This window comes from Streptomyces sp. NBC_01446, assembly GCF_026340095.1.
Classification (GTDB): Bacteria; Actinomycetota; Actinomycetes; order Streptomycetales; family Streptomycetaceae; genus Streptomyces; species Streptomyces aureus.
In genome coordinates this window covers 192,351-218,304 of sequence record NZ_JAPEPO010000002.1, presented here as the reverse complement: position 1 = coordinate 218,304, position 25,954 = coordinate 192,351, and the positions used below count along the sequence as shown (strand labels likewise).

The 25,954-nt window shown below is 68.8% G+C and carries 23 protein-coding genes and 7 pseudogenes; 16 read left to right on the top strand and 14 right to left on the bottom strand.

The genetic code is table 11. The features are described 5' to 3' along the window. Nucleotides 1–118 precede the first annotated feature (118 nt). On the top strand, nt 119–1,111 hold the full coding sequence (locus OG456_RS38445; protein WP_266569750.1) for a helix-turn-helix domain-containing protein: 993 nt from the start codon (nt 119–121) through the stop codon (nt 1,109–1,111). A 39-nt stretch (nt 1,112–1,150) separates the two neighbouring features. Here the strand turns inward: OG456_RS38445 and OG456_RS38440 are convergent, their stop codons facing one another. After that, nucleotides 1,151–1,837, bottom strand: coding sequence for a hypothetical protein (locus tag OG456_RS38440; protein ID WP_266569749.1), 687 nt, complete (start codon nt 1,835–1,837; stop codon nt 1,151–1,153). 539 nt (nt 1,838–2,376) lie between these two features. Here OG456_RS38440 and OG456_RS38435 point away from each other — a divergent pair. Both OG456_RS38435 and tnpB read left to right on the top strand, forming a co-directional pair. Further along, a complete protein-coding gene (locus tag OG456_RS38435; RefSeq protein WP_266569748.1) occupies nt 2,377–2,952 on the top strand; it encodes an IS607 family transposase in 576 nt (191 codons plus the stop codon). Then, nucleotides 2,949–4,445, top strand: a complete 1,497-nt coding sequence (gene tnpB / locus OG456_RS38430; RefSeq protein WP_266569747.1) for an IS607 family element RNA-guided endonuclease TnpB — start codon at nt 2,949–2,951, stop codon at nt 4,443–4,445. The genes OG456_RS38435 and tnpB overlap by 4 nt, the downstream gene beginning before the upstream one ends. Before the next feature lie 3 nt (nt 4,446–4,448). On the opposite strand, the gene OG456_RS50590 is transcribed toward tnpB, so the two are convergent. The 4 genes and pseudogenes from OG456_RS50590 to OG456_RS38410 form a co-directional block, all read right to left on the bottom strand. Beyond that, entirely contained in the window at nt 4,449–4,607 is a 159-nt protein-coding gene (locus OG456_RS50590) for a hypothetical protein (protein ID WP_323136451.1), read from the bottom strand. Nucleotides 4,608–4,853: 246 nt separating this feature from the next. Further along, nucleotides 4,854–5,137: pseudogene (locus OG456_RS38420) on the bottom strand (AMP-binding protein); the annotation flags it as partial. A 546-nt stretch (nt 5,138–5,683) separates the two neighbouring features. After that, the gene (locus tag OG456_RS38415; protein ID WP_266569746.1) at nt 5,684–5,809 is read right to left on the bottom strand and encodes a hypothetical protein; all 126 of its coding nucleotides are present in this window, start codon (nt 5,807–5,809) and stop codon (nt 5,684–5,686) included. Nucleotides 5,810–5,950: 141 nt separating this feature from the next. Continuing rightward, nucleotides 5,951–6,226, bottom strand: a pseudogene (locus OG456_RS38410) (transposase); the annotation flags it as partial. A gap of 325 nt (nt 6,227–6,551) precedes the next feature. Here OG456_RS38410 and OG456_RS38405 point away from each other — a divergent pair. The 3 genes and pseudogenes from OG456_RS38405 to OG456_RS38395 all read left to right on the top strand — a co-directional run. Further along, complete coding sequence (locus OG456_RS38405; protein WP_266569745.1) at nt 6,552–7,226, top strand: HAD family hydrolase; 675 nt, start codon at nt 6,552–6,554, stop codon at nt 7,224–7,226. A gap of 62 nt (nt 7,227–7,288) precedes the next feature. Continuing rightward, nucleotides 7,289–7,700 (top strand): annotated as a pseudogene (locus OG456_RS38400) (LLM class flavin-dependent oxidoreductase); the annotation flags it as partial. Between the two features lie 649 nt (nt 7,701–8,349). Next, a pseudogene (locus OG456_RS38395) lies at nt 8,350–8,952 on the top strand (transposase); the annotation flags it as partial. A 465-nt stretch (nt 8,953–9,417) separates the two neighbouring features. On the opposite strand, the gene OG456_RS38390 reads toward OG456_RS38395, so the two are convergent. Beyond that, on the bottom strand, nt 9,418–9,861 hold the full coding sequence (locus OG456_RS38390) for a MarR family winged helix-turn-helix transcriptional regulator (RefSeq protein WP_266569744.1): 444 nt from the start codon (nt 9,859–9,861) through the stop codon (nt 9,418–9,420). A 107-nt stretch (nt 9,862–9,968) separates the two neighbouring features. Here OG456_RS38390 and OG456_RS38385 point away from each other — a divergent pair, with 107 nt between their 5' ends. The 4 genes from OG456_RS38385 to OG456_RS38370 all read left to right on the top strand — a co-directional run bounded on the left by OG456_RS38385 (nt 9,969) and on the right by OG456_RS38370 (nt 13,134). Beyond that, nucleotides 9,969–10,508 (top strand): phenolic acid decarboxylase, encoded by a 540-nt coding sequence (locus tag OG456_RS38385; RefSeq protein ID WP_266569743.1) that lies wholly within the window; start codon nt 9,969–9,971, stop codon nt 10,506–10,508. A gap of 26 nt (nt 10,509–10,534) precedes the next feature. After that, entirely contained in the window at nt 10,535–10,876 is a 342-nt protein-coding gene (locus tag OG456_RS38380) for a YciI family protein (protein WP_266569742.1), read from the top strand. 806 nt (nt 10,877–11,682) lie between these two features. Then, complete coding sequence (locus OG456_RS38375; protein ID WP_266569741.1) at nt 11,683–11,874, top strand: hypothetical protein; 192 nt, start codon at nt 11,683–11,685, stop codon at nt 11,872–11,874. Between the two features lie 381 nt (nt 11,875–12,255). After that, nucleotides 12,256–13,134 (top strand): hypothetical protein, encoded by an 879-nt coding sequence (locus OG456_RS38370; protein WP_323136428.1) that lies wholly within the window; start codon nt 12,256–12,258, stop codon nt 13,132–13,134. Between the two features lie 676 nt (nt 13,135–13,810). On the opposite strand, the gene OG456_RS38365 is transcribed toward OG456_RS38370, so the two are convergent. Further along, nucleotides 13,811–13,978 carry a hypothetical protein gene (locus tag OG456_RS38365; protein WP_266569739.1) on the bottom strand — a complete coding sequence of 56 codons (168 nt, stop codon included), beginning with the start codon at nt 13,976–13,978 and terminating at the stop codon, nt 13,811–13,813. Nucleotides 13,979–14,192: 214 nt separating this feature from the next. Here OG456_RS38365 and OG456_RS38360 point away from each other — a divergent pair, with 214 nt between their 5' ends. Beyond that, nucleotides 14,193–15,308: a PP2C family protein-serine/threonine phosphatase gene (locus tag OG456_RS38360; protein WP_266569738.1), complete on the top strand. Its 1,116-nt coding sequence runs from the start codon at nt 14,193–14,195 to the stop codon at nt 15,306–15,308. 273 nt (nt 15,309–15,581) lie between these two features. Here the strand turns inward: OG456_RS38360 and OG456_RS38355 are convergent, their stop codons facing one another. Then, a complete protein-coding gene (locus OG456_RS38355; RefSeq protein WP_266569737.1) occupies nt 15,582–16,238 on the bottom strand; it encodes a hypothetical protein in 657 nt (218 codons plus the stop codon). Then, nucleotides 16,235–17,056 carry an ABC transporter ATP-binding protein gene (locus tag OG456_RS38350; RefSeq protein WP_266569736.1) on the bottom strand — a complete coding sequence of 274 codons (822 nt, stop codon included), beginning with the start codon at nt 17,054–17,056 and terminating at the stop codon, nt 16,235–16,237. Before OG456_RS38350 ends, OG456_RS38355 begins: the two co-directional genes overlap by 4 nt. A gap of 195 nt (nt 17,057–17,251) precedes the next feature. Here OG456_RS38350 and OG456_RS38345 point away from each other — a divergent pair. Continuing rightward, nucleotides 17,252–17,410, top strand: a pseudogene (locus tag OG456_RS38345) (IS5/IS1182 family transposase); the annotation flags it as partial. Between the two features lie 421 nt (nt 17,411–17,831). Here the strand turns inward: OG456_RS38345 and OG456_RS38340 are convergent. Next, nucleotides 17,832–18,230, bottom strand: coding sequence for a hypothetical protein (locus OG456_RS38340; RefSeq protein WP_266569735.1), 399 nt, complete (start codon nt 18,228–18,230; stop codon nt 17,832–17,834). Between the two features lie 35 nt (nt 18,231–18,265). On the opposite strand from OG456_RS38340, the pseudogene OG456_RS38335 reads away from it, so the two are divergent. Continuing rightward, nucleotides 18,266–19,009: pseudogene (locus tag OG456_RS38335) on the top strand (RNA-guided endonuclease InsQ/TnpB family protein); the annotation flags it as partial. Between the two features lie 120 nt (nt 19,010–19,129). On the opposite strand, the gene OG456_RS38330 reads toward OG456_RS38335, so the two are convergent. Next, nucleotides 19,130–22,012 (bottom strand): M48 family metalloprotease, encoded by a 2,883-nt coding sequence (locus OG456_RS38330; RefSeq protein ID WP_266569734.1) that lies wholly within the window; start codon nt 22,010–22,012, stop codon nt 19,130–19,132. Further along, the gene (locus OG456_RS38325) at nt 22,009–22,536 is read right to left on the bottom strand and encodes a hypothetical protein (RefSeq protein ID WP_266569733.1); all 528 of its coding nucleotides are present in this window, start codon (nt 22,534–22,536) and stop codon (nt 22,009–22,011) included. Before OG456_RS38325 ends, OG456_RS38330 begins: the two co-directional genes overlap by 4 nt. 207 nt (nt 22,537–22,743) lie before the next feature. Between OG456_RS38325 and OG456_RS38320 the strand changes: the two genes are divergently transcribed. Together OG456_RS38320 and OG456_RS38315 are read left to right on the top strand one after the other, a co-directional pair. After that, nucleotides 22,744–23,130, top strand: a complete 387-nt coding sequence (locus OG456_RS38320; protein ID WP_266569732.1) for a hypothetical protein — start codon at nt 22,744–22,746, stop codon at nt 23,128–23,130. Between the two features lie 276 nt (nt 23,131–23,406). Further along, nucleotides 23,407–24,105: a nucleotidyltransferase domain-containing protein gene (locus OG456_RS38315; RefSeq protein ID WP_266569731.1), complete on the top strand. Its 699-nt coding sequence runs from the start codon at nt 23,407–23,409 to the stop codon at nt 24,103–24,105. A gap of 231 nt (nt 24,106–24,336) precedes the next feature. Here OG456_RS38315 and OG456_RS38310 read toward each other — a convergent pair whose 3' ends face one another. Together OG456_RS38310 and OG456_RS38305 are read right to left on the bottom strand one after the other, a co-directional pair. Then, nucleotides 24,337–25,233 carry a hypothetical protein gene (locus OG456_RS38310; RefSeq protein ID WP_266569730.1) on the bottom strand — a complete coding sequence of 299 codons (897 nt, stop codon included), beginning with the start codon at nt 25,231–25,233 and terminating at the stop codon, nt 24,337–24,339. 212 nt (nt 25,234–25,445) lie between these two features. Beyond that, nucleotides 25,446–25,576 (bottom strand): annotated as a pseudogene (locus OG456_RS38305) (IS5/IS1182 family transposase); the annotation flags it as partial. 119 nt (nt 25,577–25,695) lie between these two features. Between OG456_RS38305 and OG456_RS38300 the strand changes: the two are divergent. Further along, entirely contained in the window at nt 25,696–25,854 is a 159-nt protein-coding gene (locus OG456_RS38300) for a hypothetical protein (RefSeq protein WP_266569729.1), read from the top strand. Nucleotides 25,855–25,954: the final 100 nt, after the last annotated feature.

Here is a 25,954-nt window from a genome sequence, read left to right as displayed (position 1 = left end):
GGGAGTCGACTCCCCGGGACCCAACTCCTCACACCTGCTTTCAGCAGGGGATTTTCACGGTCTGCCGTCATGGCGCATACTCTCCCCGCTGCGGGAACCGGAAGAGAGTCGGTCGCCGATGCTGGATGTCCTGGGCCTCGAGCCCGAGGACGAGCGCGTCTACCGGGCGCTGCTCGGACGCCCGAACTCCACCGCCGACCTTCTGTGTGACCTGCTCGTCCTGTCGCAGGCCCGCGTCGACAAGACCTTGTCCCGCCTGCTCGAGTGGGGGCTGGCGACCAGGTCGGCGGACGCACGGTTCACCGTCGCGCCGCCGGCGATGGCACTTGGCGCTCTCATCAGCCAGCGCCGGGACGAACTGCGCATGGCCGAGCAGGTACTGGTGACCTTCGCCGAGGAACACCGGGCCGCGATGACCGGCAGCAGCATCACCGATCTGATCGAGGTTGTCACGGGCGTCGATGCCATCCGCCATCGGTTCCTCCAGGTGCAGCAGGCGGCCCGGACGCAGGTCCGCTCCTTCATCACCGCACCGTTCGTCGCCCTGCCTCCCGACGAGAACACGGCCGAGCCCATGGCGCTCAACCGCGGAGTGCTCTTCCGAGCCGTCCTGGACCGTGCCGTGCTGGCAGAGCCGGGCATCGTCCAGGACGCGATCGATTCCGTGCGCAACGGGGTGCAGTTGCGCGTCGCGGACCACCTGCCGATGAAACTCGTGCTGGCCGACGCCGAACTCGGCCTGGTCCCGCTCGCGGTCACACCGGCGGGAGAGCCCGGCGCCGTGCTGCTGCGCCGCAGTGGCCTTCTGGACGCCCTGGACGCGCTGTTCGAGACGGTATGGCGCACGGCCCATCCGCTCGAGCTGTCGGGCTCGGGAGGCGCATCCGAAGCCACCGTCGAGGTCGGTCCGCAAGGTCCGACCGAGCTCGACCGCAGAATCCTCGCGCTGCTCCTGGCCGGCCTCACGGACCTGACGGCCGCGACCCAACTCGGTTTGTCACCACGTACGTTGCACCGGCGCCTGCGTCATCTCATGGACCTGGCCGGAGTCCGGACCCGGATGCAGCTCGGCGCCCATGCTGTGCGAAACGGCTGGACGGACCCGCTGTGAACGTGGCCGGGGTGACGGTGCGGCCGTCCCGGCACCCCTTCAGGCGAGGACGTTGACGGCCCGGGCGACCACCAGCCCGAGAATGAGCAGGGAGACAAGGGACTGAATGCCCATGGCGATCTTGGCCCAGGGGGCCAGGGGCATCACGTCGGTGGGGCTGAAGGCGGTGGCGTTGGTGAGCCCGAGGTAGAGGTAGTCGATGAAGCGGGGCCGCCAGTCGGCGCTCGCCAAACCGGGGGAGAGCTGCTGTGGAAAGGCGAGCGCGGGCGTGGGGGGCATGTGGTGGCCACGGGCCGCGGGCCCGCCGCTGTCGAGTTCGAAATACAGCAGAGCGAAGGCCAGAACGGTGCAGGACCACACCGTGCCGCCGGTCTGCAGCAGGCTGGTGGCGGAGCTGGTCTCCTTGCCGTTCCCGAGGATGTCGTCGACCAGCTGGAAGGTCGACCAGACGGCGCTGAGCGTGAGAACCCCCACCAGGGCGATCGACGCGGTACGCAGGATGGCCGAGCGCCGGCTGATGAGGCCCGGGTCTCCGGCGACGAGCGCGAGCAGAAGCAGTCCCTCGATGGCCGGGAGCAGCCAGCGAGGCGCCAGACGGAGGTCGTCGGGGAGCAGGATGGTCAGCACCATGGCGGCGATGACGGCCGCGGCCATCGGCCACCGGGCCTCACCGACGGGCTCGTGCGGACGCGGGCTCTCGGTTGGCTTGGGGGTGCGTCCGGTCACGGTGGCGGGCCTTTGCGGTCGGGTACGGAGTGGATGTCGCCGTCCTGCTCTCGGAAGATATAGCGGGCCGGTGGGCGGGCGGCGGATCTCACGCCTGTGTGCCGTGGCCCACGACGCGACATCACCGACCCCGCCTGGCGCACCCAGGTGTGCCGGTCTGTGCGCGGGGCGACGCCAGGCTCACCGCTGGCCCAGAAGCCGCTCCAGAACAAGGACCGGGTGGGCGACTTCATTCGCCCACCCGGTCAACGGGGTGCATTCCAGGGGACTTCAATGCCGCAGGTCAAGAACCCTCGCCCGGCCGCGGCCCGCGCCCTTCCGTCACAGCCCGGTGCTGCGCGGTCCGCGGTCGCCGGGCAGGGCCGACGCGCCGGATCCGCTTAGGCGTTCCCCGTCGGGAGCCGGCCTCAGCTGCCGCTTGAGTATCTTCCCAGTGGCGTTCATGGGCATGTGTCCAGGAACTCCACCAGGCGGGGGCCACCAACTGTTGCGTAATTCGTCAGTGAATCTCAGCCTTTCTCATGTGTTATCTTGATTGCGTGAAGCTTTCCGAGTGGGCGGCGCGCAATGGCGTGCACTACCAGACCGCATGGACGTGGGCGAAAGAGGGCCGTATGCCGGTCCCGGTGCGCCAGACGCCGTCCGGCACGTGGCTGGTCGACGAGCCCGCTTCGGAGGTGCCTGGCCGCGTCGTGGCGTACTGCCGAGTGTCGTCGGCGGACCAAAGGACGGACCTTGACCGGCAGGTGGCCCGCGTGGTCCAGGGGGCCACTGGTCTTGGCCTGCCGGTTGCAGAGGTCGTGACCGAGGTCGGCTCGGGACTGAACGGTCGTCGGCGCAAACTGCACCGGGTTCTGTCAGACCCGCAGGCGGTGGTGATCGTGGTTGAGCATCGAGACCGGCTGGCCCGGTTCGGCGTCGAGCACCTCGAAGCCGTCTTGTCCGCGTCTGGGCGTCGCCTGGTTGTCCTCGACCCCACCGAGAGTGCTGATGACCTGGTGCGCGACGTCACCGAAGTGCTGACGTCGATGTGCGCGCGCCTGTACGGGCGGCGGGGGGCGAAGAACCGGGCCGCCCGCGCGGTGGCCGTGGCGACCGGTGAGGCCGCCGGGTGAAGAAGTTCCGGCCGCAGCCCGGGTTCGTGGTTAAGGCGTACCGGTTCGCCCTGGACCCGAACGCTGTCCAGGAGCGGGCACTGCACTCGCACTGCGGTGCGGCACGGGCCGCCTACAACTGGGCGGTTGCCTGGATCGAGGCGTCGTGGTGGCAGCGCAAGGCCGAATCCACCTACGGCATCCCGCAGGAGCAGTTGACCCAGTGGCGGCCGTGGTCGCTGCCCGCGCTGCGCAAGGCGTTCAACGCGGCCAAGCACACCGACCCGAGGTTCGCCGCCTGGTGGCAGGACAACTCCAAGGAGGCGTACAACACCGGCCTGGCGAACGCCGCCGCTGCGTTCGACAACTACGCCAGGTCCAGGCAGGGCCAGCGCCGTGGCCGCGCGATGGGAATCCCGCGTTTCAAGTCGAAGCGGAAGGCGCGCCCCTCCTGCCGGTTCACCACCGGCACCACCCGTGCCGACGCCGACGGCCGGCACGTCACGCTGCCCCGGCTCGGCACACTGCGCACCCACGAGCCCACGGTGAAACTCCTCGCACGCATTCAGGCCGGGACGGCCCGGATCCTGTCGGCGACCGTCCGGCACGAGCGCGGGCGCTGGTTCGTGTCGTTGCAGACCGAGGTGAAGCGCGACCTGGTGCGCGTCGCCCGGCCCGGCGTGGCGATCGGCATCGACCTCGGTGTGAAGACCCTCGCGGCGATGGCCGACAGTGCCAAAGAGATCCGCGAAGTGGCCAATCCGAGGCACCTGGACACTGCGCTGAAGCAGTTGCGCCACGCCTCTCGCACGGTCTCCCGACGCCAGGGACCCGACCGGCGTATGGGGCACAAGCCCTCGAAGCGGTGGGAGAAGGCCAACGCCGCCCGCAATCGGGTTCACCACCGGGTGGCGAACCTCCGCGCCGACGCCCTGCACAAGCTCACCACGAGCATTGCGGCCGAGTACGGCACCGTCGTCGTCGAAGACCTCAACGTCGCCGGCATGCTCCGCAACCGGCGCCTGGCCCGCCGGATCGCCGACGCCGGGTGCGGCGAGATCCGCCGCCAGGTCGAGTACAAGACCCGCCAGCGCCACGCCACCCACCTCGTGGTCGCCGACCGCTGGTACCCATCCTCCAAGACCTGTTCCGAGTGCGGCGCAGTGAAAGCCAAGCTGCCGCTGCACGTTCGAACCTACATATGCGACGCCTGCGGCCTGGTCATCGACCGGGACGAAAACGCCGCACTCAACCTCGCAGCCCTCGCGGCAGCCGCAGTAACTGGTACCGGAGTGGCCGGAGACCAGGACACCGCCCCGGCGGCGTCAAAGCCTCGTGGAGCCGACCGTAAGACCCGCGCCACCCGTCCCGGCCGCACGGCCAGGACGGGGCGGGCAGGTGGCGCAACCCTGCCGCACCAGTGGCAGACGGAAACGAGAGACCGTCCCCAAGCCGAAGCCTTCACGCTTTGGCGACGTGACGGACCTTCCGGGCCGAAATGCCCGGAATGCTGAGAGCTACTGAGGCTCTGAGCAACGGTACTTGTAGATGGCCATGGCCTGCTTGCACCAGGCGATCAGCTGGTCCTCGGTGAGGTCGGCGCCGGGGTTGAGGACGACACAGGCCTTGACCTCCTCGCCGTGGCTCTCGTGCGGCACGCCGATGACGGCGGCCATGCTCACTGCGGGGTGGGTGAGCAGAACCTCCTCGATCTCGCGCGGGTAGACGTTGAACCCGCCGCGGATGATCACGTCCTTGGTGCGGTCGACGATGTAGAACCATCCGTCCTTGTCGCGGCGGGCCAGGTCACCGGTGCGGAACCACCCGTTGCGCATCACCTCGGCGGTGGCCTCGGGGCGGTTGTGGTAGCCCTTCATGACGTTGTGCCCGCGGATCGTGATCTCGCCGACCTCGTCGCAGCCCTCGACACGCTCCCAGCCCCTGGTGACGAGCCGCGCTTCCACACCCCACACCGGAAGGCCGATGGAACCGGGGCGCACCTGCTCGCCGACCGGTGTCAGAGTGGCCAGCGGGCTGGTCTCCGACAGTCCGTACCCCTCGCGGATGTGACCCCGAAGCGCTCCTCGAAGCGGCGGTGGATCTCCACCGGCAGCGCGTCCACGCCGGCCATGGCCCTGCGCAGATTCCTGGCAATCGCCGACACGTCGACGTCCGAGGCCTGTTGTTCGAGCAGGGCCCAATACATGGTGGGGACGCCGGCGAAGAAGGTCACCCGGTGGCGTCGGGGCGGTGGACGGCGGGTTTACCGGGCCTCGGCGGGCAATCGACTCCACGCCGTCCTGCGCGACCTCCTGCCCGGCGGAGTGCCCACTGGACTGTCGGCCGACAAGGCTCACCGACACCCTCCAGCCCTGGCGCACGAGCGTGATCCAGACCTTCGGCGAGCCGGAGCTGGTCGTCCTGGACGACGATGTCGCCGGTCTCCACGGGCGCGGATGCTGTCGCTGCCGGTCCTCACAGTGCCGACCTGAGTAAACGGTTCGGTACACGCCGTCGAGTGAGCGCTGGAGGGGACCGGCGCCTACGATTCCGAACTCGCCCGGTCACTCGCTGTGCCATCAGCTCCAACTACTCCCGGCTCGTCGCCGCCGCGCGTCGACCCAGACGAACGCATAAGGCCCGGCGTCCAGTGGCCGGTTCCCGGCGAACGGTGTCCACCCGCGCAGCTCGGCCATGGTCTGGGCGCGGGAGCCCGCTCGTCTCGGCACAGCGCCCACTGCCGAGCGATTCTTCACCAGACGCTCAGCCGCGTTGTCGCGGTGGTCCGCCGCTCCGCCATCAAGTCCCGCACCAGCGCGGCCTCAGCGGCCACGGCGCCGAACCAGCCCGTTCCGAGCACATCTGAGGCGCTCTGCACGACACCGCGCCAGCGCGACCGCGTCCCGCTACACGGAGTGGGCAAGGATGGCGGCGGAGGTGTTTTCGATTGCCCAGCGGCGACAGACGTGGTGGGCGATAACGGCGCGCAGACCGCGTGCCCTAGGCACTGTCTCTCGGATCATGTGCGGAGCCAGATGGCGAGGGCTGCGAGGGTGACAGTGCCGAGGTAGATGTAGGCGCGTTTCTCGTAGCGGGTGGCGACGGCGCAGAAGCCCTTGAGGCGGTTGATGGCGCGTTCGACGGTGTTGCGGTTCTTGTGGCGTTCGCTGTCGAATTCGGTGGGCCGCCCGCCGCGGGAACGTCGGTTCTGCCAGTGTCTTCGCTGGTCGAGGCGTTCGGTGATGGTGTGTCGGATTCTGCCTCGTCGCAGGTAACGGCGATTCTTCCGGGAGGTGCGCCGAGCGCTCCCTGCTCCCTATCCTCCACCGCATCCACGTAGCCCGCTTGCCGTGACGTTGGCCTCAGCTGACAGCCGTGCAAGGCTCCTCCGATCGGATCCCCTCGAAGTGCCCAACGCTCGTCGTTGTGGTTCGCTGCAGTAGGGAGACATCTGTCCGCCTTCAGCTCAGCGCCCACGCGTACGCGTGGGCGAACAACGAATCGTGCGGTACTCCTCCAAGCGTTCATGGAGGAGTACCGGGATCACATCGTGCGAGTGCTCACCGTGCTGCCGCTCAGAACCTGACACCACTCACCACCTCGCGCCCAGAGGAACGGATATGACAGGACCCCTCGCTGTCCTCTTCGACATTGACGAAACCCTGGTCCACACCGGAGGTGCGGGAAAACGCAGTTGGGCCTGGGCGTTTGATCAACTGCACGGTGTACCCGCAGACATCGGAAAACACACGTCGGCGGGCGAGACCGACCCGCAGGTGGGACGGGAAACATTCCGTGCGGTGCTGGGTCGTGACCCCAGTCACGAAGAGATGATGCGGCTCTACAGCGCCTACCTGTGGCACCTGTCCGAGGAAATCTGGTCCTCCGAGACCTATCGAGTCCTGGACGGTGCCGAGGCAACCTTGCGCCGGCTCGGACGAGCGGGCGCCATCCTGGGCGTGGTGTCCGGCGCCATGGAAGGCGCGGCGCGACTCAAAATGGAACCGGGCAAGCTGGGCCGCTATTTCGTCTTCGGCGCCTACGGATCGGACTCCCCTGACCGGGAAAAGGTGACGCGCCTGGCCGTCGCGAAGGCCGCAAGACTTCATGGCCGCGCCCTCGCCAGAACCGAGGTGTACGTCATTGGAGACACTCCACGTGACATCGAGGCCGCGCACGCGGCGGACGCCACCGCCATCGGGGTCGCCAGCGGTCACTACACCGCGCAGCAACTTCGCGCTGCGAAAGCCGACTATGTGCTGGAGTCACTGAAGGAGTCGTTCCTCGGCCTGTGACCCGTGCAATGCGGAACACGGAGGTCACCTTCGGCGAGAACCTCGTTCGATTGAGCGCGTTCACCTCGACCACGCTGATCACAACCAATGACCCGGTCAAGATCGCTGAGGATTTCAGTGTGCTTCAGCACCTGTCGGCGGTCGTACCGACGTCATGCCGGGACGGGGAAACACCGGCCCGTGTATCCGTGGTTCGGGCAGGACATCCGCAACGCCGTGCCGCTCACGGTCGAGCACTATGGCCTGCTGCGCCGCCTGTGGCGCGAGGAGGTGGTGGGTTGGCAGGGCAAGCTGCGCACTTCCCTGCAGGGATTCACGCTTGCGCTGCGGCCGCTGGACAACGTTCCGCCCTTCGTGTGGCACGCCTCCATCCGCACGCCCGAAGTGGCGGAGTTGGCGCCCTATTTCGGAGACGGATTCTTCGCCAACCACATCTTCTGGTCGACCTGGCACACCCAGGCGATGGTGGAGCTGTCCCTGTGCGGTCGGCCCAGGGCGCGGTGACGGCATCGCTGCCGTTCCGTTTCCCTGGACCGCCGTCCCGAACCGGACGTGCGTGTTTCCACGCATCCCGGCTCTCCACGTGTCTTGCCCGGTGGTCAGCCGTCGTTGGCTGCCGTTTCGATGGCTCACGGAGTTGGAATCTTGGCTCCGCGGTAGCGGTAGCGTTCGATCATGACGCTGGATGCGCCGAGGAGCACGGTGCCGCTGTCGGCGAACCTCCGTCCCTGGTCACAGAATCCCTTCAACTGGCTGCTGGGGAGGCCGTGTTTGCGGCGGAGCCAGATCGCGACGTCGCAGTACGCAAGAGTGAGGGGATCTTCCCGGGGGAGAAGGTCTCCTAAAGTGGGTGTCAGACATCGACGACCGCCACACTCGACCACGTCCGCCCTTACAAAGCGGATATCACGCCACTCGGCCCGGCTCGAGCGGGCTGGTCCCCTCCATAATGGGCCGACGCTGGGGGAAGCAGTCGCCGACCGAGGTTGCGTCCAGGGAAGTGGTGTACGGGTTTCCACCTAAATCGGGGGTTTGGTCCCGTAGTTGGGTGAGAAGCCTGAACGTAAGACGGCCACCGGCTGATCCTTCGAGAACGACCAAGCTCTTGAAGGAGAACAGCACGATGACCGCACCGGACAGTCTGCCGTTTGCCGCGCTGTTGGAGGAGAACCTCGCCTCGGCGAGTCCCGATCTGCTGCGGCAGATGGTGAAGACCTTCGCCGACGCCATGATGTCCGCCGACGTCGACACCGCCTGCGGCGCGGCCTACGGCATGCCGAGTGAGGAACGCGTCAACTCCCGCAACGGCTACCGGCACCGCCAGTGGGACACCCGGGCCGGCAGCATCGACCTGGCCATCCTCAAGATCCGCTCCGGTTCCTACTTCCCCGACTGGCTGCTCGAACGCCGCCGCCGCTCCGAACAAGCCCTGATCTCCGTGGTCGCCACCTGCTACCTGCTCGGCGTCAGCACCCGCCGAGTCGAGAAACTCGCCGCCACCCTCGGCGTCACCCAACTGTCCAAGTCCCAGGTCAGCGAGATGGCCAAGGTCCTCGACGCCCGGGTCACCGAGTTCCGCAACCGACCGCTGGACGCCGGCCCCTATACCTTCGTATGGGTCGACGCCCTGACCCAAAAAGTCCGCGAAGGAGGCCGCGTCGTCAACGTCCACTGCCTGGTCGCCGTCGGCGTCAACAACGAGGGCAAACGCGAGGTTTTGCGCCTGGACCCCAGGGCAACCGACCGCTGGACCGCGCCGCGGGGCCGTCGGCCTTGCGGCCGCCCGGTAGGGCCGGGGATCTGCTCAGGGGCTGGCCGTCGGGCACGGCGCGGGCGAGCTTCCGGGAGGCCAGGCGGGCTTGGGCGCCGGTGCGGTGGGGAGGTTCGACTGGCCGGAGTCGCCGGGGAGCCGGTTCAGGATGCTGCGCACTATGGCCCCTGTTGTCTGGGGGGCCCGGTCCGAGATGACGATGCGGGCGAACGGCGAGGCCGCTGGGTGGAGATCGATGCGGGTCACCGGGAGTTTGCGGGGGTGGATCGCGACGAAATCCTGCGTTCCCGCGCGCTCTCGCACACCGAGGCAGAGTGCCACGCGGCCATCGCCGTGCGGAAACCCGCTGGGTCCGGCTCGGCCGGTAGCTGGAGGGCGAGGAGCGGGGGCCGGGGCGCCGAGGGATTCCGGCCGTGGGGTCTAGCGCTGCGGTGGCTCCGCCTCCAGGACGGTGAGCAGTTCTGCGAGTACCGGCAGGGCTTGCTCCAGTGCCTCGCGGCTCTGTGGGGCGAGGTCCTCCAGCGCACGGTGCAGGGCGGCGGTGCTGGTGCGGTCGTAGCGGTCGAGCATGTCCATGGCCTTGGGGGAGGCCGTGAGGCGGACGGTGCGCAGGTCTGTGGCGGATGGGGTGCGTTCGACCAGGCCGGCTGCGGTCATGGTCCGGACCAGGTCGCTGACCGTGGAGGGCGCGATCCGCAGTCGTGTCGCGACCTCGCGCGGAGTCGCGCTGCCGGTTTCGGTGAGTGCGCGCAGCAGTTCGATCTGGGCCTCGGGCAGGTCGGGCAGGTTCACGGTGCGGCGGGTGCGCAGCACGGCTCGGCGCAGCGGGCCGAGCAACCGGCCGAGCTCGGTGGCGGTGTCCATGGAGGCATTCTGCCACGGTATTCATTTTGTCTCAAAATAGTTTTGTGTCAAAATGAAGGTGTCGGTCGGAGCACGGGCCGACGCCACATCACCGAGGAGGTTCCACCATGACGACCACTGCAGACTTCGAGACGTCCGTCGCCCGGCCCGCTCCGCCGCAGAACCTGTCCGGGATCGTCGGCCACCGTTTCATCTACACCTACTCCAACGGCTGGCAGTACGAGATGTACGTGAAGAACGACCACACCATCGACTACCGGATCCACTCCGGCATGGTCGGCGGGCGCTGGGTCAAGGACCAGCACGTGGATCTCGTCCAGCTCGACGAGGACAGCTACAAGGTCTCCTGGAACGAGCCGACCGGCACGTCGGTCTCGGTCAACGTCATGCCGGGCAAGTGCCGCTTGCACGGGGTGATCTTCTTCCCGCACTGGGTCGAGGAGCACGGCGAACGCACCGTGTGTTTCCAGAACGACCACCTCGACGAAATGCACACGTACCGCGACAACGGACCCACCTACCCGATCTACGTGGTCCCCGAGTTCGCCCACATCACCCTCTTCGAATACGTCGGCGCGGACGACGAGTCCGTCATCTCCGTCGCCCCCGGCGACCTCCCCGCCAAGTGGTCCCACCGCACCAACTGACCCACCCCGGCCCCCAGGAGACAGACATGCTTTTCGCTCTGCTCGTCGAGTACACCGGGGAGACTGTCCCCGAAGAACTCATGCAAGCCCACCGAGAGTGGCTCTTCCCCCGCTTCGAGGAAGGCTCCTTCCTCATCTCCGGCAGCCTCGACGCGGTCGACGACAACCCTCCGTCGGCCCTTGCGATCTTCACCGCAGACAACCTGGAAGAAGCACGCGCCCTCGCCGACAACGAGCCGTTCTTCCGCGCCGGCGCCTGCCGGCACCGGGTCGTGCCGTTCAACGTCCGGGTGCGCGCCTCTGGCCTCGACAGCGCGTTCACCGACGACACCAAGGTCCTCGCGGCACACCAGCCATTGGCCGGGTAGCAGGTGATGTCCAGGGATGCGGCGTGGATGATTCTGGTTCGCATGACCCGCTCCTCTCTGCCGGCTAGTGAGAGGGCCCGGCCCCCACGCCCGTTCGTCGCTGATCAACTGCCCGGCGGCTTGGGTTCCTGGCCGGGGCTGACGGGCGCCGAGGGACGGTCGGCCCAGAGGTCTTTTTTTCCACTTTCTTCCCCTATGTAACGATCCTGCAAGCGGGCTGCAGCGGGGTCGTTACAAGACCTCTGCCGCCTCACACCGGCAAGGGGGCGACCCGCAACTGTGGGCAGGGAATGTCGTTGTGCCAGGCAGGGCAGCAGCTCTCGGGGCTCCCCGGGTTCGCCGACGACAGCCGTGTGGACGAGCAGCGGGGATGGCGGTGCACACCTGCGGCGACTGCCCGACATCGGGCCCCTCTGCGCCGTCCCGCAGGTCGCAGAGGGGCCCCCTCCCGCAACCTCCTGCTTGCCCGCTGTGGCGAGAAGAGTCCCGCTCGAGCGGGGCGGGAGGGCGGCTGCGGTGAGGGAAACGAACAGATGCCCCCACGGCGAGGGCGCGGGTACCGCGGGGGCATCGGCCAGCCACTCCAATGGGAGCCGCTTGGAGTGATCGTGCCAATGTGCCTGTCCCGGCTACGGCGGCGGCGCTCCCGGCGCGGCGTGTCACGGGCGTGCACCCTTTGGCCGCCCGCATCCGGCCTGCAATACCGCGCCGAGGGGCTTTGCGGCCCTACTCTCTGCCCCCTCCGGCCCGGCGGCGCCACCCGAACGAGTGAGCCACTTTGGGGCCAGGGCGGGTACGCGCGGGTGATGGACAACGCCAGCAGCCGTGTCCCGGCAGCCGTGCGCGAGATGATCTCCGGCATCGTCACGGCCGTCCGCGACGGCGACGACGCCCGCATCAAGGCCCTGCTCGAACGGCTCTCGAAGGTCGCGGACCTGGCTGCTCTCTTCCTGCTGCGCAGCTGTCTGAACGAGGATCTGCGCGGGCGTGAGGACTGAGCTTCTCCGACGCGGCGATGCCCACCCGGTCGAGATGCCGGCGGGCGCGAAGGCGCGCTGCGGTGATCCTCCTGCAGAGTGCCGGGCGGGCCTGCGGCCGCATGTTCTCCACCCGCTCGACCTCGAACAGCCCATCCCCACCACGCATACCAAAATCATCCCGTACGAATGATCACGGACCGCGCGCGGGTCGCCGGTTAGAGAGACACGCTCCTGGCGCACCGGAAGGAGGAGACCCGCAGCACCCTCGGCGAGTGGACGCCGACGACCACCGCGACGACACGCGGCTCACCGGCCTGACCCGCAACAACCAGCCCACGGAACGAACTGTCAGAAATCGAACGCTCCAGCCGAACCACTCACGTCGGCGCGCGCACGTGAATGATCGAAGTTAATCTTCGGAGCACCCGAGGTCAGACGGAACCCCAGGCCGGCGAAGGGAGAAGAATGCTCGTGGAGAAAAGCACGACCATGCGCGGAGTCCAACCGGGTCTGTTGACCAAAGTCCCGGAAGTCACGCTCATATTCTGGGTGGCGAAGCTGGGGACGACGGCATTCGGAGAGGCATTCTCCGACTACGCTTTCTTCAACGGCTACATCGGGAGGAACGCGGTCATTCTCATGGCCATGGCCCTGCTGGCAGGCTGTTTGATCGTGCAAGTGGCCACAAAGAGGTACATCCCGGTCGTCTACTGGCTGACGGTGACCGCCGTCAGCATCTTCGGCACCATGTCGGCCGACTACCTGAACCTGAACCTCGGAATGCCGCTGTGGGGTTCCACGGTCATGCTGCTGGGCCTGCAGGCAGTGGTGTTCATCGCCTGGTACACCAGCCAGAAGACGCTGGACATGCACTCCATCAACACCCGTCCGCGCGAGGTGTTCTACTGGCTCACCGTCATCTTCACCTTCGCCCTCGGCACGGCTGCCGGTGACTTCGCCGCCGGCCCGCTCGGCTTGGGTACCCTCGCGTCCACGTTCGTGTTCCTCGCGGTCATTCTGCTGCCGCCCGCGGGGTATCGGTGGCTGCGGTTCAACGAGGTGTTCGCCTTCTGGTTCGCCTACACCATCACGCGCCCGCTCGGTGCGTCCTTCGCCGACTGGCTCGGAGTTCCGGCCCCCTACGGCGACGGCCTCCACCTCGGGACGGGCCCGATGAGCCTGGCCACCGGGGCCGTACTGGTCGCCGTCCTCGCCCTGGTCATCACCCGGCACCGGTCGGAGACCGCCCGGCAGAACCCGCTACCCGAGGTGGGATGAACGCTGGAGCACGATGGTGCGGGTGCCGTCCGACCCCACGAACACTGCGCGGAAGCACGCAGGGGTCCGCGCCGGTGAAGGGTTGTAAGGCAAGGCCGCAGGCTTGACGCCGAGACCGTCCGGCTACAGGCCCGGTTCGGGCGTGGATGGATCTGGCCGTGGCCGGCATGAACTCGCTACGCCCAGGCACCGTCCTCGACGGCAACTGGAGTACGCACGGGTTCGGCGGCGGCAGAGGGCCCTGAAGATCATTCCCCACACCGTCCAAGATCGTTCCCCAGCGGCATGGGGCACCGAACCGGTCGCTGGCGATCGGCCGCTCTGCCCCAACCCCTCTTGTGGGGAACGGGGTTGGCACACAGCCGGGTGAGCGGCGGAACGAGCCGTGCAGCCCCGCGCTCCGGCCAGTTGCTCTTCAGCGCTGCTGACGGTGCCGGGCTGGATGCCGAGCGGATCACTGCCACTCCGCCATTCGGCATAGTGGTCGCACTACAGCCGTGGCACTGAAGCGGTGGGCCTGACGGCCCGGCCGAACGGGCCGGCCGATCGCGGCCCGCCGGCGTCCCCGTCATGCGCCCATCCGCCCAGACACGTGCCCATGGCGCTGGCCGGTCCATGCCCCTCGAATTTTCCGCGGAGAATTCGAGGGGCATGGACCGGACGCCGTAGGCCCGGATCACTGCCCGCAGTGCGGGCACGTCTCGCCGTGGCGGTCCCGGGTCTGAACCACCAGGCCCCGGTCCCGGAGCCGTCGCAGGTGATAGGCGACCCTGGACGTGCTGGTCAGCCCCACGGTCGCGCCCAGCTCGCGCACCGATGGCGCCTGCCATGCTCGGCAATCCATTCACGCGCGCCCCGGACGATGCGGCGCTGCCGTCCGGTCAGGGCGTACGGGGCAATAGTGCTCATGTATTCAAGAGCGCGTGTTCGATTTTGGGGCGAGTCTCACAGCACGGTGCCGTGCAGGGCGCGGCGGTCTCCGTCAGGGCCGGTGGCAGGCGACCGCACTGCCGGGCTCCGCCGGTGCGAGCCGAGCAAGGGCGGTGTAGACAGGAGTCATGCCGCAGCGCCTCGGTGGACTTCGACGGCCGGTGCGAGGGGGTCGGGCGTTGATCGCCATCCCGATCGCGTGGATTGTTGCGGTGTCCGTGGTCGACGATCTTTCTCCGTCCAACATTTATCTGGGTTCGCTGCTTGTCGCGGCACCGGCGATCACGCCGTTGTTCGGCGGGCCCTGGTCGGTGGGCCTGGTCGCTGCGCTGGCGGTGGTCGCGCTGACGGCCAGCGGGCTGCTGCGCGATCCTGAGCAGTTGCTCTCGTCCAACGACCAGGCACAGATCATCGCCCTGGTGCTGGTCGGCACGGCCCTGGTGATCTTCTGTGTAGTGCGGGAGCGTCGCGCAAAAGAGCTGGCGCAGGTGCGGTATGTGTCCGAGGCCGCCCAGCGTGTGGTTCTGCCGCCACTACCCAAGGAGATCGGGCCGCTGCGCGTGGCTTCTCTCTACCTTGCCGCGGAGGCCGAGGCCCAGATCGGCGGGGATCTGTACGCGGCGACGCGCACCACCGCCGGCACCCGGCTGATCGTCGGCGACGTGCAAGGCAAAGGGATGACCGCGGTCAATGACGCCGCCTTGCTGCTCGGAGCGTTCCGCATCGCGGCCCACCGCCAGGCGAACCTGGGCGAGCTGGTGGCCTACCTCGACCGAAGCGTGTGCTGGGACCTGATGGAGCCAGGCGAAACGAACCGCTACGGAGAAACGTTCATCACCGCCAACATCCTCGACATCCCCGACCAGGACGGCCGGGTCCAGATGATCTCCTGCGGCCACCCGCCGCCCATCGTCCAGCGCAACGGCCGACCGACGACGATGGACACCCTGCATCCCGCACCTCCGATGGGCCTGGGCGAACTGGCGCATCCGCGCTACCACGTCGACAGCTTCCCGTTCGAGCCGGGAGACCTTCTGCTGCTGTACACGGACGGCGTCACCGAGGCCCGCGACTCCACCGGCACCTTCTACCCGCTCGCCGAGCGCATCACCGGCTGGACCGAGAACGACCCCGACGCCTTCCTCGGCCGCCTCCGGCGCGACCTGCTGCGCCACGTCGGCGGACACCTGAACGACGACGCCGCCGTGATCGTCATAGAGCGCACCGCCACGCGCCGGGCCTGATCACCCGGCCCCCTCTTGCACCACTCAAAGAATCGATGGCACGCGCTCAAGGAATCGCTGTCACGGGAGTGCGCCACGAGCAATGGGTACTCCCACGCGCAATTCGCGGCCGGGTTCGGCACCCGCCCATTGCCGACCGCTACATCACCGAGGCGTCGAGCTCCTGGGCGCTTTCGCCAGCCACACTCACCGAAGCGGCCAGGACGGCGGAGCATGCTTTCTACCGGACGGCGCTGCGCAGCCTGCGCCGGTGCGGGCACACCGCCGCAGAGTTCATGCCTTTCTGCGGGTGATCGCCTGTGTCACAGCAAGTGCGGCCGCCAAGAAGCCCGCGGTGACGGCGAGCAGGGCACCCGTGGGTGCCAGGGCGTCCGCCGAGTCCGACGCGTTCTGCAGGTGGGTGAGCATGAGGTTGACCGGGGAAACACCCTTGCCCAGCAGCACAGCCAGGAGGAGCACCAGGGCGAGGACGAGCGCGTAGCCCTGCCGTCGGAACACCAGCCGCGAGCAGACCAGTCCGATGGCTATGCCGGTGAAGGCGCAGGTGAGTTGGGCCGCGGTCCCCAGCGCCAGGTCCGCGAGGCCGGGTGTGTGGGTTCCGAACAGCAGCGGCAGCACCAGGCCGGCAGACATCAGCAGCAGGCACCATATGGCGGCCGTCCCGACCGTCGCGAGCAGGACGCGTAGAGGGCCGCCGGCGCTGACGACGACGATCGAGCGGTGCGCCTGGTCCTCGAGACCGATCAGTGTCATGGTCAGCCAGACCGAGCACGGCAGCATGGCCCCGGCCACCGAGGCGTAGGTCGCGGTGAGCGGGCCGGTGTCGCTGCCGGTCAGCACGGCCACCAGGCCGAGAAACAGCAACAGCGGCGCGAGGTAGCGCTGGGAGAGCAGCAGCACCGTGGACATATAGCGGACCAGCGCGATCACAGGGCGGTCCCCCGCGCATCGGCCCGGCAACTGCGTTCGTCCGCGGCCTCGGCCAGGCTGGCCACCGACCACCGGTGCTGGAGTGCCGTCTGCAGTACGGCGTCCGAGTGCTCCCGCGCCACCCGCAGGACGACCTCCCCGCCGCGCTGGGCGGTGTCCGTCACACCCGGCAGCACGGACCAGTTCACCTCGATCGGCATGATGCCGGTGGGCGGCACGGTCAGGACCAGCTCGACCATCGAGGTGCGGCTCCCGGCGTGCCGGCCGCCGCGCGAGGTGACCCGGCCGTCGCTGATGGTGTAGGCGCCGCGGGCGTGCGTCTCGGTGATCGCCTCGCGGTGGTCGGTGAAGACCACTGCTCCGCCCTGTGCGGCCACTTCGTCGATGAACTCGGCGAGGACACTGTGGGCCGAGGCATCCAGACCTGACCAGGGTTCGTCGAGGACCAGCAGGTCGGGCTGGACAAGCAGGGCCTGGGCGAGCGCCACCTTCTGCGCGTTGCCCTTCGACAGCGTGCGCAGCGGTGCGTTCCACCCGCCCACCAGGGACAGCCGCTCCAGCAGGTGATGGCCTCGGGCACGGGCGGCGGAGGTCGACAGGCCACGGATACGCCCCATGTGAGTGAGATAGGAGATCGCCGAGATGCGGTCGTGGCCGGTGAAGCGGTCCGGTACGTAACCGATGCGCGGTGGTCGGCCCGACACGCTCCCGGTGGTGGGTTGCGACAGTCCGACGAGGATCCTCAGCAAGGTCGACTTTCCCGAACCATTGCTGCCGACCACCGCGAGGACGTCACCGGTCGCGACTTCCATGTCCACGTCACTGAGGATCCATCGTCCTCCGCCGTACCGTTTACCCACCGCCTCACAACGTAACAACTCGACTCCTCACTGTGGCCTGCACGCTGGTCCTTCCAGCCTGGCGGACGAACTTGACAGTTAAGCTGACAGGCAGGTAAAGCCCCTGGTAGATGGGTTTTCGACCAAGACAACCGTCTCCACCAGAGGCTTAGCGTGCTTGTTTACCCGTCGGGCGTCGACGTGTCCAACGCTGCCCTTCGCTTCCTGTCCGCCCGACTGCGGGCGCGTCGCCATGCTCTCGGCACCCGATGGCGACGCCTGAACGCGGGCCGACAGGCCCCGCTCACCCTCGTCCACCTCCGCAACGGACACTGCTCACCAACTCCCGTAGTTCGGCGGCCTGTTCCACAGAGGGCTCCATGCCGAGAGAACGAGACAGACAAGATCAAGTAACGCCGACAGGATCACGAGACACTAGGTGCCAGCGCTCGCCCACCTGCTCGTCGGACTGAGGTCATGGAGTCGTTGCAGACGCTGTGGATGATCTTCAAAGCCAAGTCGAAGTCGACGCCACGGAAGTACTCGCCTATCGCCGTGGATCCCTCATGCGCCGCCAGCGCATTGAGGGATTTAGCCTCCCAGTCGCGGGCGTTGGCTGCCGGCCTCGATATCCAGGCCCGAACCATGACCGTGTCGTGAGCCAGGCTGACCCGCTCCAGGGATCTGATGCGGTCAGTGGCACTCTTGCCAGGCCTTGGACCCTGCCTCGGCCGTGAGCTGGTGATACCGAGCTTCAGGTCCGGCCCGGGGCCGATGAGGCCGAGAGCGTAGATTCGCTCACCGGGCGCATCCAAGGGCGCGCCTGCCATCTCCAGTTTCGCGCGGACGCGGGCAAAGCCCGTGTGGCGATGAGGACCTGGCCGCATCCGTCGCGGGCCGTGTCGATCAGCTGCTCCAGGAGGCGGGTGCCAGTATGCCGGTCGGTTTCGTTGGTGTAGCTCCCGTAGACGGGGAAGTTGACGGCGAGCAGAGACGGGATCGTGGCGGACGGAGCCAGTAGCGCGCAGACGTTGCGCAGGATGCGCTCGCCGCCGGACACGCTGGAGTCCTCGAAGACGGTGTGCCCGATCACCGTGGTGTAGGCGTCGGGGTCGATCCGGGCTCGCTCCACGCCGGGCACGATTCCCTGCACGCGGGCCAGGAAGTGCTGTGACCACAGCTGGATGCGTTCCTGGCAAGGTCAAGACTGTCTCGGTCAAGCGTGAGGGCCGCAAGTGGTTCGTCGTACTCACCGCTGAACAGGCACAGCCCGAACCGCTCCCCGGAACGGGCAGCACGGTCGGCATCGACATGGGCATAGCCAACTTCCTTACCGATTCCAACGGCGAGTTCGTGCCCAACCCGCGTCACGGCCAAAAGGCCGCCGCGAACCTCGAAACGGCACAACAGGACCTCGCCCGGTTCGGCCGCGTCCGCCGCGACAAGCGCACCAAGAATCACCAGCGGGCCGTCAAACGTGTCGCCACCGTGCACCGCAAGGTCCGCCGACAGCGTCTCGACCACGCACACAAGACCGCCCTTGACCTGGTCCGCCACCACGACTTCATCGCGCACGAAGACCTCAAGATCCGCAACATGAGCAAAACGGTCGCACCCAAGCCGGATCCCGAGACGCCGGGTAGTTTCCTGCTCAACGGGGCCGCCGCGAAGACCGGACTCAACCGCTCGATCCAAGACGCCGGTTGGGGGGTTTTCCTCACGATCCTCACCAGCAAGGCTGAAAGCGCCGGCCGGGAAGTGATCGCCGTGGACCCCCGCAACACCTCCCGCCAGTGCCCAGAATGCGGGCACACCGCGAAGGAGAACCGGCCCACACAGGAGAAGTTCCACTGCGTCTTGTGCGGCCACTCCGCGCACGCGGACACGGTGGGCGCGATCAACGTTCTACGGGCCGGGCTGGTCCGTCGCAACGCCAACCAGGCACAGCGAGAAGCCCCCTCATTCATAAGGGGGAGGAGTCACGACCTCGTTGATGTGTTCCTGGGCCATGGTCCGGCACGCCCTGCGGCGCGGGTCCGCTGAACCGGGGGCTCAGCGGACCCGATAGCCCGCCTCCGCCAGGATCTTGGTGACGGCGCGGTCGGTGCTGGCGGCGTAGGATCCGGCGACGTCCAGGTCGTACCTGGCGGTCGCGAGACCGAGAAAGGCATCGACGTCGAAGGGCCGCCGGTCCACGGCTGCTAGGCACTTGCGGCCGCCGTCACGGGCACCGGTGCCGAACTCGTGCCAGTCGGACTGGGCCTGGGGGTCGGGGACGCGGAAGTAGTATCCGTCCTCCCACGAGCCGAGTGACGCAATGTCCGTGCAGAGCGTGCGGATTCGGGCCAGCACAGCGGCACTCGCCACCGGATCGTCGTCCAGCGAGACGTTGAGGGTGTGCAGTTGGTCGGTGGAGCGGACAGCGTTGGTCAGGAGGTACTCCCCGCCATGGCGGTACCAGGCGCGGACCTGCTTGGCTCTCGTGGCTGCGGATGCCGTCGGCGGGTCGGCGAGAAGGTGCTGGAAGTTGCGCTGACCAGCCGCGTAGTCCGGGACGGCGGCCTGGTAGGTGGCCAGGGCCAGGGGCTCCGCGACGGCCAGGACGAGCACCAGCGCCGCGGGCAGGGCCACTGCGGACCAGCGGGCGGCCGGCCGCGCGCCGGACGGCTGCCCGTCCCCGGCCCCATTGCTGCGGCGGGCCTTCCTCGCCACCTGCTGCAGGAGCACAGCCGCCGCCGCGGCGAGGAATGCGAACATGAGGACGGCGTTGACGAAGGCGAACACGTCGACGGCGGAGAAGGCTTGCCACACGGGGTGCCAGCCGCAGGTGCTGGTGCGGACGCTCAGCGGTGCGATGCAGCCGTCGACGGAAGTGAGCAGGCCTGTGCCGGCGAGGCCGACCGTGGCCGCGGTCTGGGCCGCGACGAGGGGGACGAGAGGGTGCCGGCCGCCGATCGCCGCCAGCGCCGCGACGGCCACCGCCCCGGCCGACGCCAGGAACACCCAGACCTCGAGGCGCAGTCCTCCACTCCCGCCGGCGCCCGCCTGCCATCCCCGCCCGGTGTGCAGGTACGCGAGAGCCCCGGCGACTGCGAGCCAGCTCACTGCACCGCCGAGCAACCCGGGCGCCAGGGCCCGGCGCAGCGCAGGAGGAGCCTCCCGGCCGCAGGGCCAGTCAGTGCCGGCGAGTCGGGCGCGGACCACCCAGCGGGGAGCATGACCGCCGGGCGGCCCGAGGGCGAGGGCCAGGGCCGGAATGATCCAGGCGGCGGCGGCCGCAGCGGTGAACAGGGGCCACCTCATCGAGCCCAGGAGCGCGGGGAGCACCGCCGCAACGGCCGAGACGGTGGACTGCCCCACGCCGGTGCCGCTCGCCTGCTGGATCAGCTGGCGCGAACCGGGCGTGACCATCTGCCAGAACACCCCGTAGAGCCCTTGGGGCGTCAGCCAGGCGAACCAGACTGTCGAGACGACCAGGGCGGCGGCCAGGCACAGGACGAGAGCGGGCCGCAGGGATCTTCCGCGCCACGTGCCGGCCCACAGGCGGGCACACAGGGTGAGCCACACGGTGAAGGCGACACCGGAGGCCACGACCAGCAGTAGCCCGACCAGTCCGCCGATCCACCACTGCGACACTCCGGAGCCGAAGCCGGCCACGAGAGCTCCCGCTCCGAGCCCTGCCCCCAGCCACAGGCCGGTGCGCACCCCGGTCGGGGCCGGCCTGCCCGTCACCACCGCGTAGGCCACCGACCGCCACAGCGCCGTTCCGATCACCCCGCACACCAGCACAGCGGGGAGCAGCGCCGTGCCCTGGAAAATCCAGGGGCTGAGCCGGCGGTACGTGCCGAGGTAGCCCAGAAGGTGGCTGTGGATCAGCACCGCACTCGCGCCCGTGAGCAGGGCCGGCAACGCGTGCAGCCCGAAGACCGGTGCCGGATCGGTCAGGGCGGAACGGCGGACCTGCGCCGCAGGATGCGTACTCCACAGCACCTTCAGCGAGTTGGCGGCGCCACGAAGGCCCCTGGGTGCCGAAGCCGCGGCGACGGCACGGTGCACGTCCGCGCAGCTGCGGGCGGCCGTGAGGTCGGCGTGGATCTCCCGGACACGCAGCACGTCGGACCGCGCCAGGTGGACGAGGGCTGCCAGGACCAGGGGCAGCACGAGCGTGCGGATCTGAAACGGCGACAGCTCGAGCGAGGCCGATGCTCCGAAGCCGGCGACCTGAAACGCCGCCCACACCTGGTAGGGGAGCAGGACGAGGGTTCCGAAGGCCCGCCACAGGGCGACGGTGGCGTAGGTGACGGTGACGTCACGGTTGGAGATGTGGGCGAACTCGTGCAGCAGCACGGTGCGAAGGTGTCCGGGATTGGTGCTTCGGCAGGCGATCAGACCGCCGTGCAGGCTGACGACCGGTCGGCGGGTACGGCCGAAGACCACGGCTCCGGCCGTCGGCGTGGCCCGGTCGACGACGACTCGCGGGACACCGGCCAACCCTGATGCCGCGGCCGCTTCCTCGACCAGCCGAAGGACGGTGCCGTCGGAATCGACGGTGCGCAGGTCGACCAGGCGGTGGCGTCGGACTTTCCATGCGGGAAGGAGCAGGAAGATCAGCGCAGCCGTGACCGCGAGCAACCCCGGCGCGAGGGCGATCTGCCACCAGGGCGGTATGGGCACGGACCGGTCCATGCAAGCCCAGAAGGGGATCCACTGGGCGACCAGGCGCAGTGTCTCGGCTGCCGTGCCGGCCCGGTCCGGGTCCATCCCGGCGGCGAGCAGACAGTCGGTTCCGTCGGCGGCGTGCAGGGTCGACACGATCGTCAGGGCCATCGCACCGGTGGCGACCAGCATCAGAACGACCAGCACGGCGAAGCGGGCACCCGTACCGGGCCCCAACGCCCTTTCGTCGATGCTGGGTTGGGGAACGGCGGTGTTCACTGCGGGGCGCCGCCGGTCGGATCGTCCTCCTCCGGCGCGTCGGGCGGGGACGGGTCCGGCTCCGCCAGCACCAGCGCGGCAACAACGGCGTCCGCGAGCTCTTGCGCGCGTTCGACGGCAGCACCTCGCTGGACGGCCGCGTCGAGGACATGCCGGTGGATCTCCGCCAGCTGGTCCCGGTCCAGTGGCGGCAGGACGGCCGGAGGCAGAGGCCGGCGTACCACCCGCTTGAGCCAGCGGCCCGACCGCCGTACGGCGCCCTCTGCGGCCGCACCGGCGAGGGTCGACGCGACCTGGTTCAGCACCAGCCACACCACGGGCGTGACCAGCGCGGCCGCCTCGGCCAGACCGAACCCCAGCGGCTCCTGCCTGTCGCGCCCCGATAGTCGTCGTACGACCGATGCGTCGTCGAGTAGCAGCAATCCCTCCACCAGGACGATCTCGTCCGGCGCCACCTGCACGACAACATCACGGACGACGTCCCGCACGTGACGTCCCCCCGACGGCACTTCCAACGAACCCATCCACCACCCCTATGACGGACCGTCAAGAACAGGCATTCAAGATGGCACAGCTGCGGCCGGTAGCACCATGCCGCCCGCTCGTCGTCGGAACCGCGTCCGGGGCTGATGCCCCGCACGCGGGGAATACAGCACGGTTGGAATATCGACTCTCCGCCAGCCGCCCCGGGTGTCCTAGGCACAGGGCGGCGGCGAGCCGCCGTCGGCCGGTTGGCGTGGGCGGGAGGGTGCTCCGGCGGAGAGGGGCGGGATGCGGCCTGCCTCCGCCGGAGCCTTCCGCCGCTTCGGCGCGGCCAGGCGTGGGAGATTCCGGGCCGCCGCAGCGGGCACACCCTCCTCGTCATCGAGGCGGACCCGGCCCTCTCGGCCTTCCCGCGCACCGCTGTGACGGTCCTGGTCGACACCACCGGCACCGCCCCCGACACACTGCTGTCGACCCGGATCACCGCGCCCGTGGTGGGCGACGTGATCGGCACACAGATCATGACCCTCACGGTCTCCGCGATCACCGCGGGCAAGTACCTCGGGATCGCCCCCGATGAGGAGATGAGCGCCGTCTCCCGGACGCTGCGCATCGCCCTCGACCTCACCGACTAGATAGACGCCCCGGCAAGGGTCCCGGCGGCCCCTCAGCGTAGACGAGTGGGCGGTGGACACACAGGGCACCCTCGGGTACGTCACCGCCCCAGACCGCGCCGCCGAAGCCCTCGGTGGCTTCGTTCACGCCGGAAGGCAGCCGTTGTGCGTGAGTTCGGGAGTCAGTCAGCAGTCACGTGGCGTGAGATGTTGACGAGTTTTGACAGCGCCGCTGTGCCGTCGCGTCGTGTGAAGAATTCGCTGTGCCTTGGGAAGGCCTGTCCGTAGGGTTCGGGCATGGACGACCCCGTGCTCACCGCTCGCGAACTGATACGGGATCGGTTTCCCGCCGCCCGGGCAGCCTTCCTGGCCGGCAGCGTGCTGACCGACCGCCGGACGCCCACCTCCGATCTGGACATCGTGGTCCTCCTGGACGGGCCGCCCGCCCCCAGCCGGGAGAACCTGGTGTATCGCGGCTGGCCCGTGGAGCTGTTCGTGCAGACCCAGGCCGTCTGGCACCGATTCGCCGACGAGGAGACCGCGAAGCGGAGTTCGCCGTTGCTCGGCATGTGTTCGGACGGCATGCTCCTGCTGGACAGGGACGGGCTGGGCGCTTCGCTCCAGGCCGAGGCGCGAAAGCGTTGGGCTGCGGGCCCGCCACCGCTCTCGGACCGTGAGCGGGACTACCAGCGGTACATCCTGACCGACCTCCTCGAGGACCTGCGTGGCTGCGCGGACCCCGCCGAACAGGTGCACTTGGTCGCGCACATGCTGCAGCGCGCGTCGGAGCTGGTCCTGCTCGTCGGCGGGCACTGGCTCGGCGGAGGCAAGTGGCTGTCACGGCGGCTGGCTGCGGCCGACCCCGGGCTGCACCGCGCGTTGACCGAGGCCGCCGTGCAGGCCTTCGCCGGAGACACAAGCGTCTTCGCCGCGGCCGTGACACAGGCGCTGGACCGAGCCGGTGGCCCGCTGTGGGACGGGTACGCCATCCGATGAGCCGGCCGGGCACGGCTCACCAAGACAGGGCACACGACCCGGCAGGCGGCAGGCGGCAGGAGTTGGTCACGGCGGCAGCTTCCTCGCCTCCGTCCAGATCGGGTCACCGCCTTGGCGCGGCGACCGAGGCCGCCGCCCTTCGCCGGGCCCGTGCCGAACGGTCGGGAACACCGTCTCCCGTGACCGTTCCCCGGTTGTTGGGGAGGACGGCGTAAGCGACGCGGAGATGACCTAGCGGCCGAGGGCCTGTCGCACCGTCAGGTTGTGGTACTTCCGCAGCCGGTACAGCTCCCAGCACGACAACACCGTCACTGACACCGGGGCGCCGAGCAGGAACACGATCCGGGCAACGACGGGAACCTCGGCGTTCGCGTTGCTGATCACGTCGAGGGCGGCCATCACCCACACCAGCAAGGTGGCGAGGATCGGCGGCAGCACCTCGTGGATGTCGGCGGTGCGGAACACGTGCATGAGGCAGAGCGCGATCCCGTACAGGGCGAAGCCCACCGACCACGCGCACAGGGTGATGAGAACGACCATGCCGGGGGTCCCGATGGCGTCACGAAAGCCGGCGGTCGCCGGGTCGGGCGCGACGGCGAGGGGGAACGTGGCCATGGACCCCATCAGAGCCGCCACCGCTCCGAAAGACTTCAGGGACCGACGCAGGTAGAGCCTGCGCAGCGCACCCTGCGCGGCGAACGCGAACAGGACGATCACGAACGGGAAGGCACACACCAGGAAGAGTGTGCTGGTCCAGCTCTGGTCGAACTTGTCGCCCGCGACGGTCTCGACGCCCTTGGCGGTGTCGACCGGCTGGTACGACATGACCAGCACGAGCCAGGCGGCGATGCCGAGCCCGGTCCGCCACATCTGGATCTTGCCCATCGTCAGGTCCTCGACGACGTCCGGGCGCGAAGGGCGGAAGGCCCGCTGGGCGGCGTAGAACGGGTTGTAGACGCACTTGAGGATCCGTTGCCTGCGCGTCAGCGGGGGCCGGGGCGGGCGTGGGTACGGCGGCTGCGGGCCACCGCCGTGCGGCGGCTGTGGCGGGTACGGGCCCCAGCCCTGCGGATGCCCAGGGTACCCCTGCGGCGGCACGGGCGCGGGCTGCGGCGGGTAAGGCCCCACGCCGGGACCTCCGGCCCCGGGGTAGGGCTGATTGCCGGGAACGGGGCCCGGCTGTCCACCAGGGCCGGGTCCGCCCGTCGGATCCCAGTAACCATTGCCACTCATGCCATGCGCCCCCGATGTTCGGTCTGTGCCGTGCGCGGCGCGTCACGAAACCGCCCGCTCCACGTGCGGCGTGATCCTACCCATCGTGGAGCCCGAGAAGTGCACGTCATTCCGGAGCGTTTGAGGCCCTGTCTGCCTCGGGCGACAGGTGAGCGTCCGGCGGCTTCTCCGCCTCCGGGTGCTTTGGTGAGCGAGCCGGGATCTGGTCCAGGACGAGGCCGATTCGGTGGTATGCCTCCGCCTCCAGGGCTATGTAGACAGGGGAGCGAGAGCCGGAGCCTCCCTGCGGCCGGTGAGAATGGTGTCAGGTTGCGCAGTCGGCGTCCGACAGGGAACTCCACAAATGTTGAGCCGCACGTGCGGCGAGCACGACGGGCGCCGAGCCGGCGCGTGCCGCAGGCCGTCCTCGTCTGGCAGCACGGCCTGGCCGTGGCGGCCACCAAGGCCGTGCTGTACGCCGCGGGCTTCACCGCTGTTCACACCATCACCGATGTGGACCAGCAACTCCCTCGTTAGGAGGGCTGGTTGACCGCGTGACCTTCGTGAATCGCCTCTATCTTCACAAACGCGCAAGAATCCTGCGTGATCCCTACCGGATTAGCTCGCAGCAATCGGA

Bases quoted from the DNA above. Each gene is read 5' to 3' on its own strand.
- OG456_RS38315 (WP_266569731.1), top strand. From the start codon at position 23,407: ATGGACGACCCCGTGCTCACCGCTCGCGAACTGATACGGGATCGGTTT.
- OG456_RS38390 (WP_266569744.1), bottom strand. From the start codon at position 9,861: ATGGACACCGCCACCGAGCTCGGCCGGTTGCTCGGCCCGCTGCGCCGA.
- OG456_RS38375 (WP_266569741.1), top strand. From the start codon at position 11,683: ATGGACAACGCCAGCAGCCGTGTCCCGGCAGCCGTGCGCGAGATGATC.
- OG456_RS38370 (WP_323136428.1), top strand. From the start codon at position 12,256: ATGATCGAAGTTAATCTTCGGAGCACCCGAGGTCAGACGGAACCCCAG.
- OG456_RS38385 (WP_266569743.1), top strand. From the start codon at position 9,969: ATGACGACCACTGCAGACTTCGAGACGTCCGTCGCCCGGCCCGCTCCG.
- OG456_RS50590 (WP_323136451.1), bottom strand. From the start codon at position 4,607: ATGGCCGCCGTCATCGGCGTGCCGCACGAGAGCCACGGCGAGGAGGTC.
- OG456_RS38445 (WP_266569750.1), top strand. From the start codon at position 119: ATGCTGGATGTCCTGGGCCTCGAGCCCGAGGACGAGCGCGTCTACCGG.
- OG456_RS38360 (WP_266569738.1), top strand. From the start codon at position 14,193: ATGCCGCAGCGCCTCGGTGGACTTCGACGGCCGGTGCGAGGGGGTCGG.
- OG456_RS38405 (WP_266569745.1), top strand. From the start codon at position 6,552: ATGACAGGACCCCTCGCTGTCCTCTTCGACATTGACGAAACCCTGGTC.
- OG456_RS38380 (WP_266569742.1), top strand. From the start codon at position 10,535: ATGCTTTTCGCTCTGCTCGTCGAGTACACCGGGGAGACTGTCCCCGAA.
- OG456_RS38365 (WP_266569739.1), bottom strand. From the start codon at position 13,978: ATGGATTGCCGAGCATGGCAGGCGCCATCGGTGCGCGAGCTGGGCGCG.
- OG456_RS38325 (WP_266569733.1), bottom strand. From the start codon at position 22,536: ATGGGTTCGTTGGAAGTGCCGTCGGGGGGACGTCACGTGCGGGACGTC.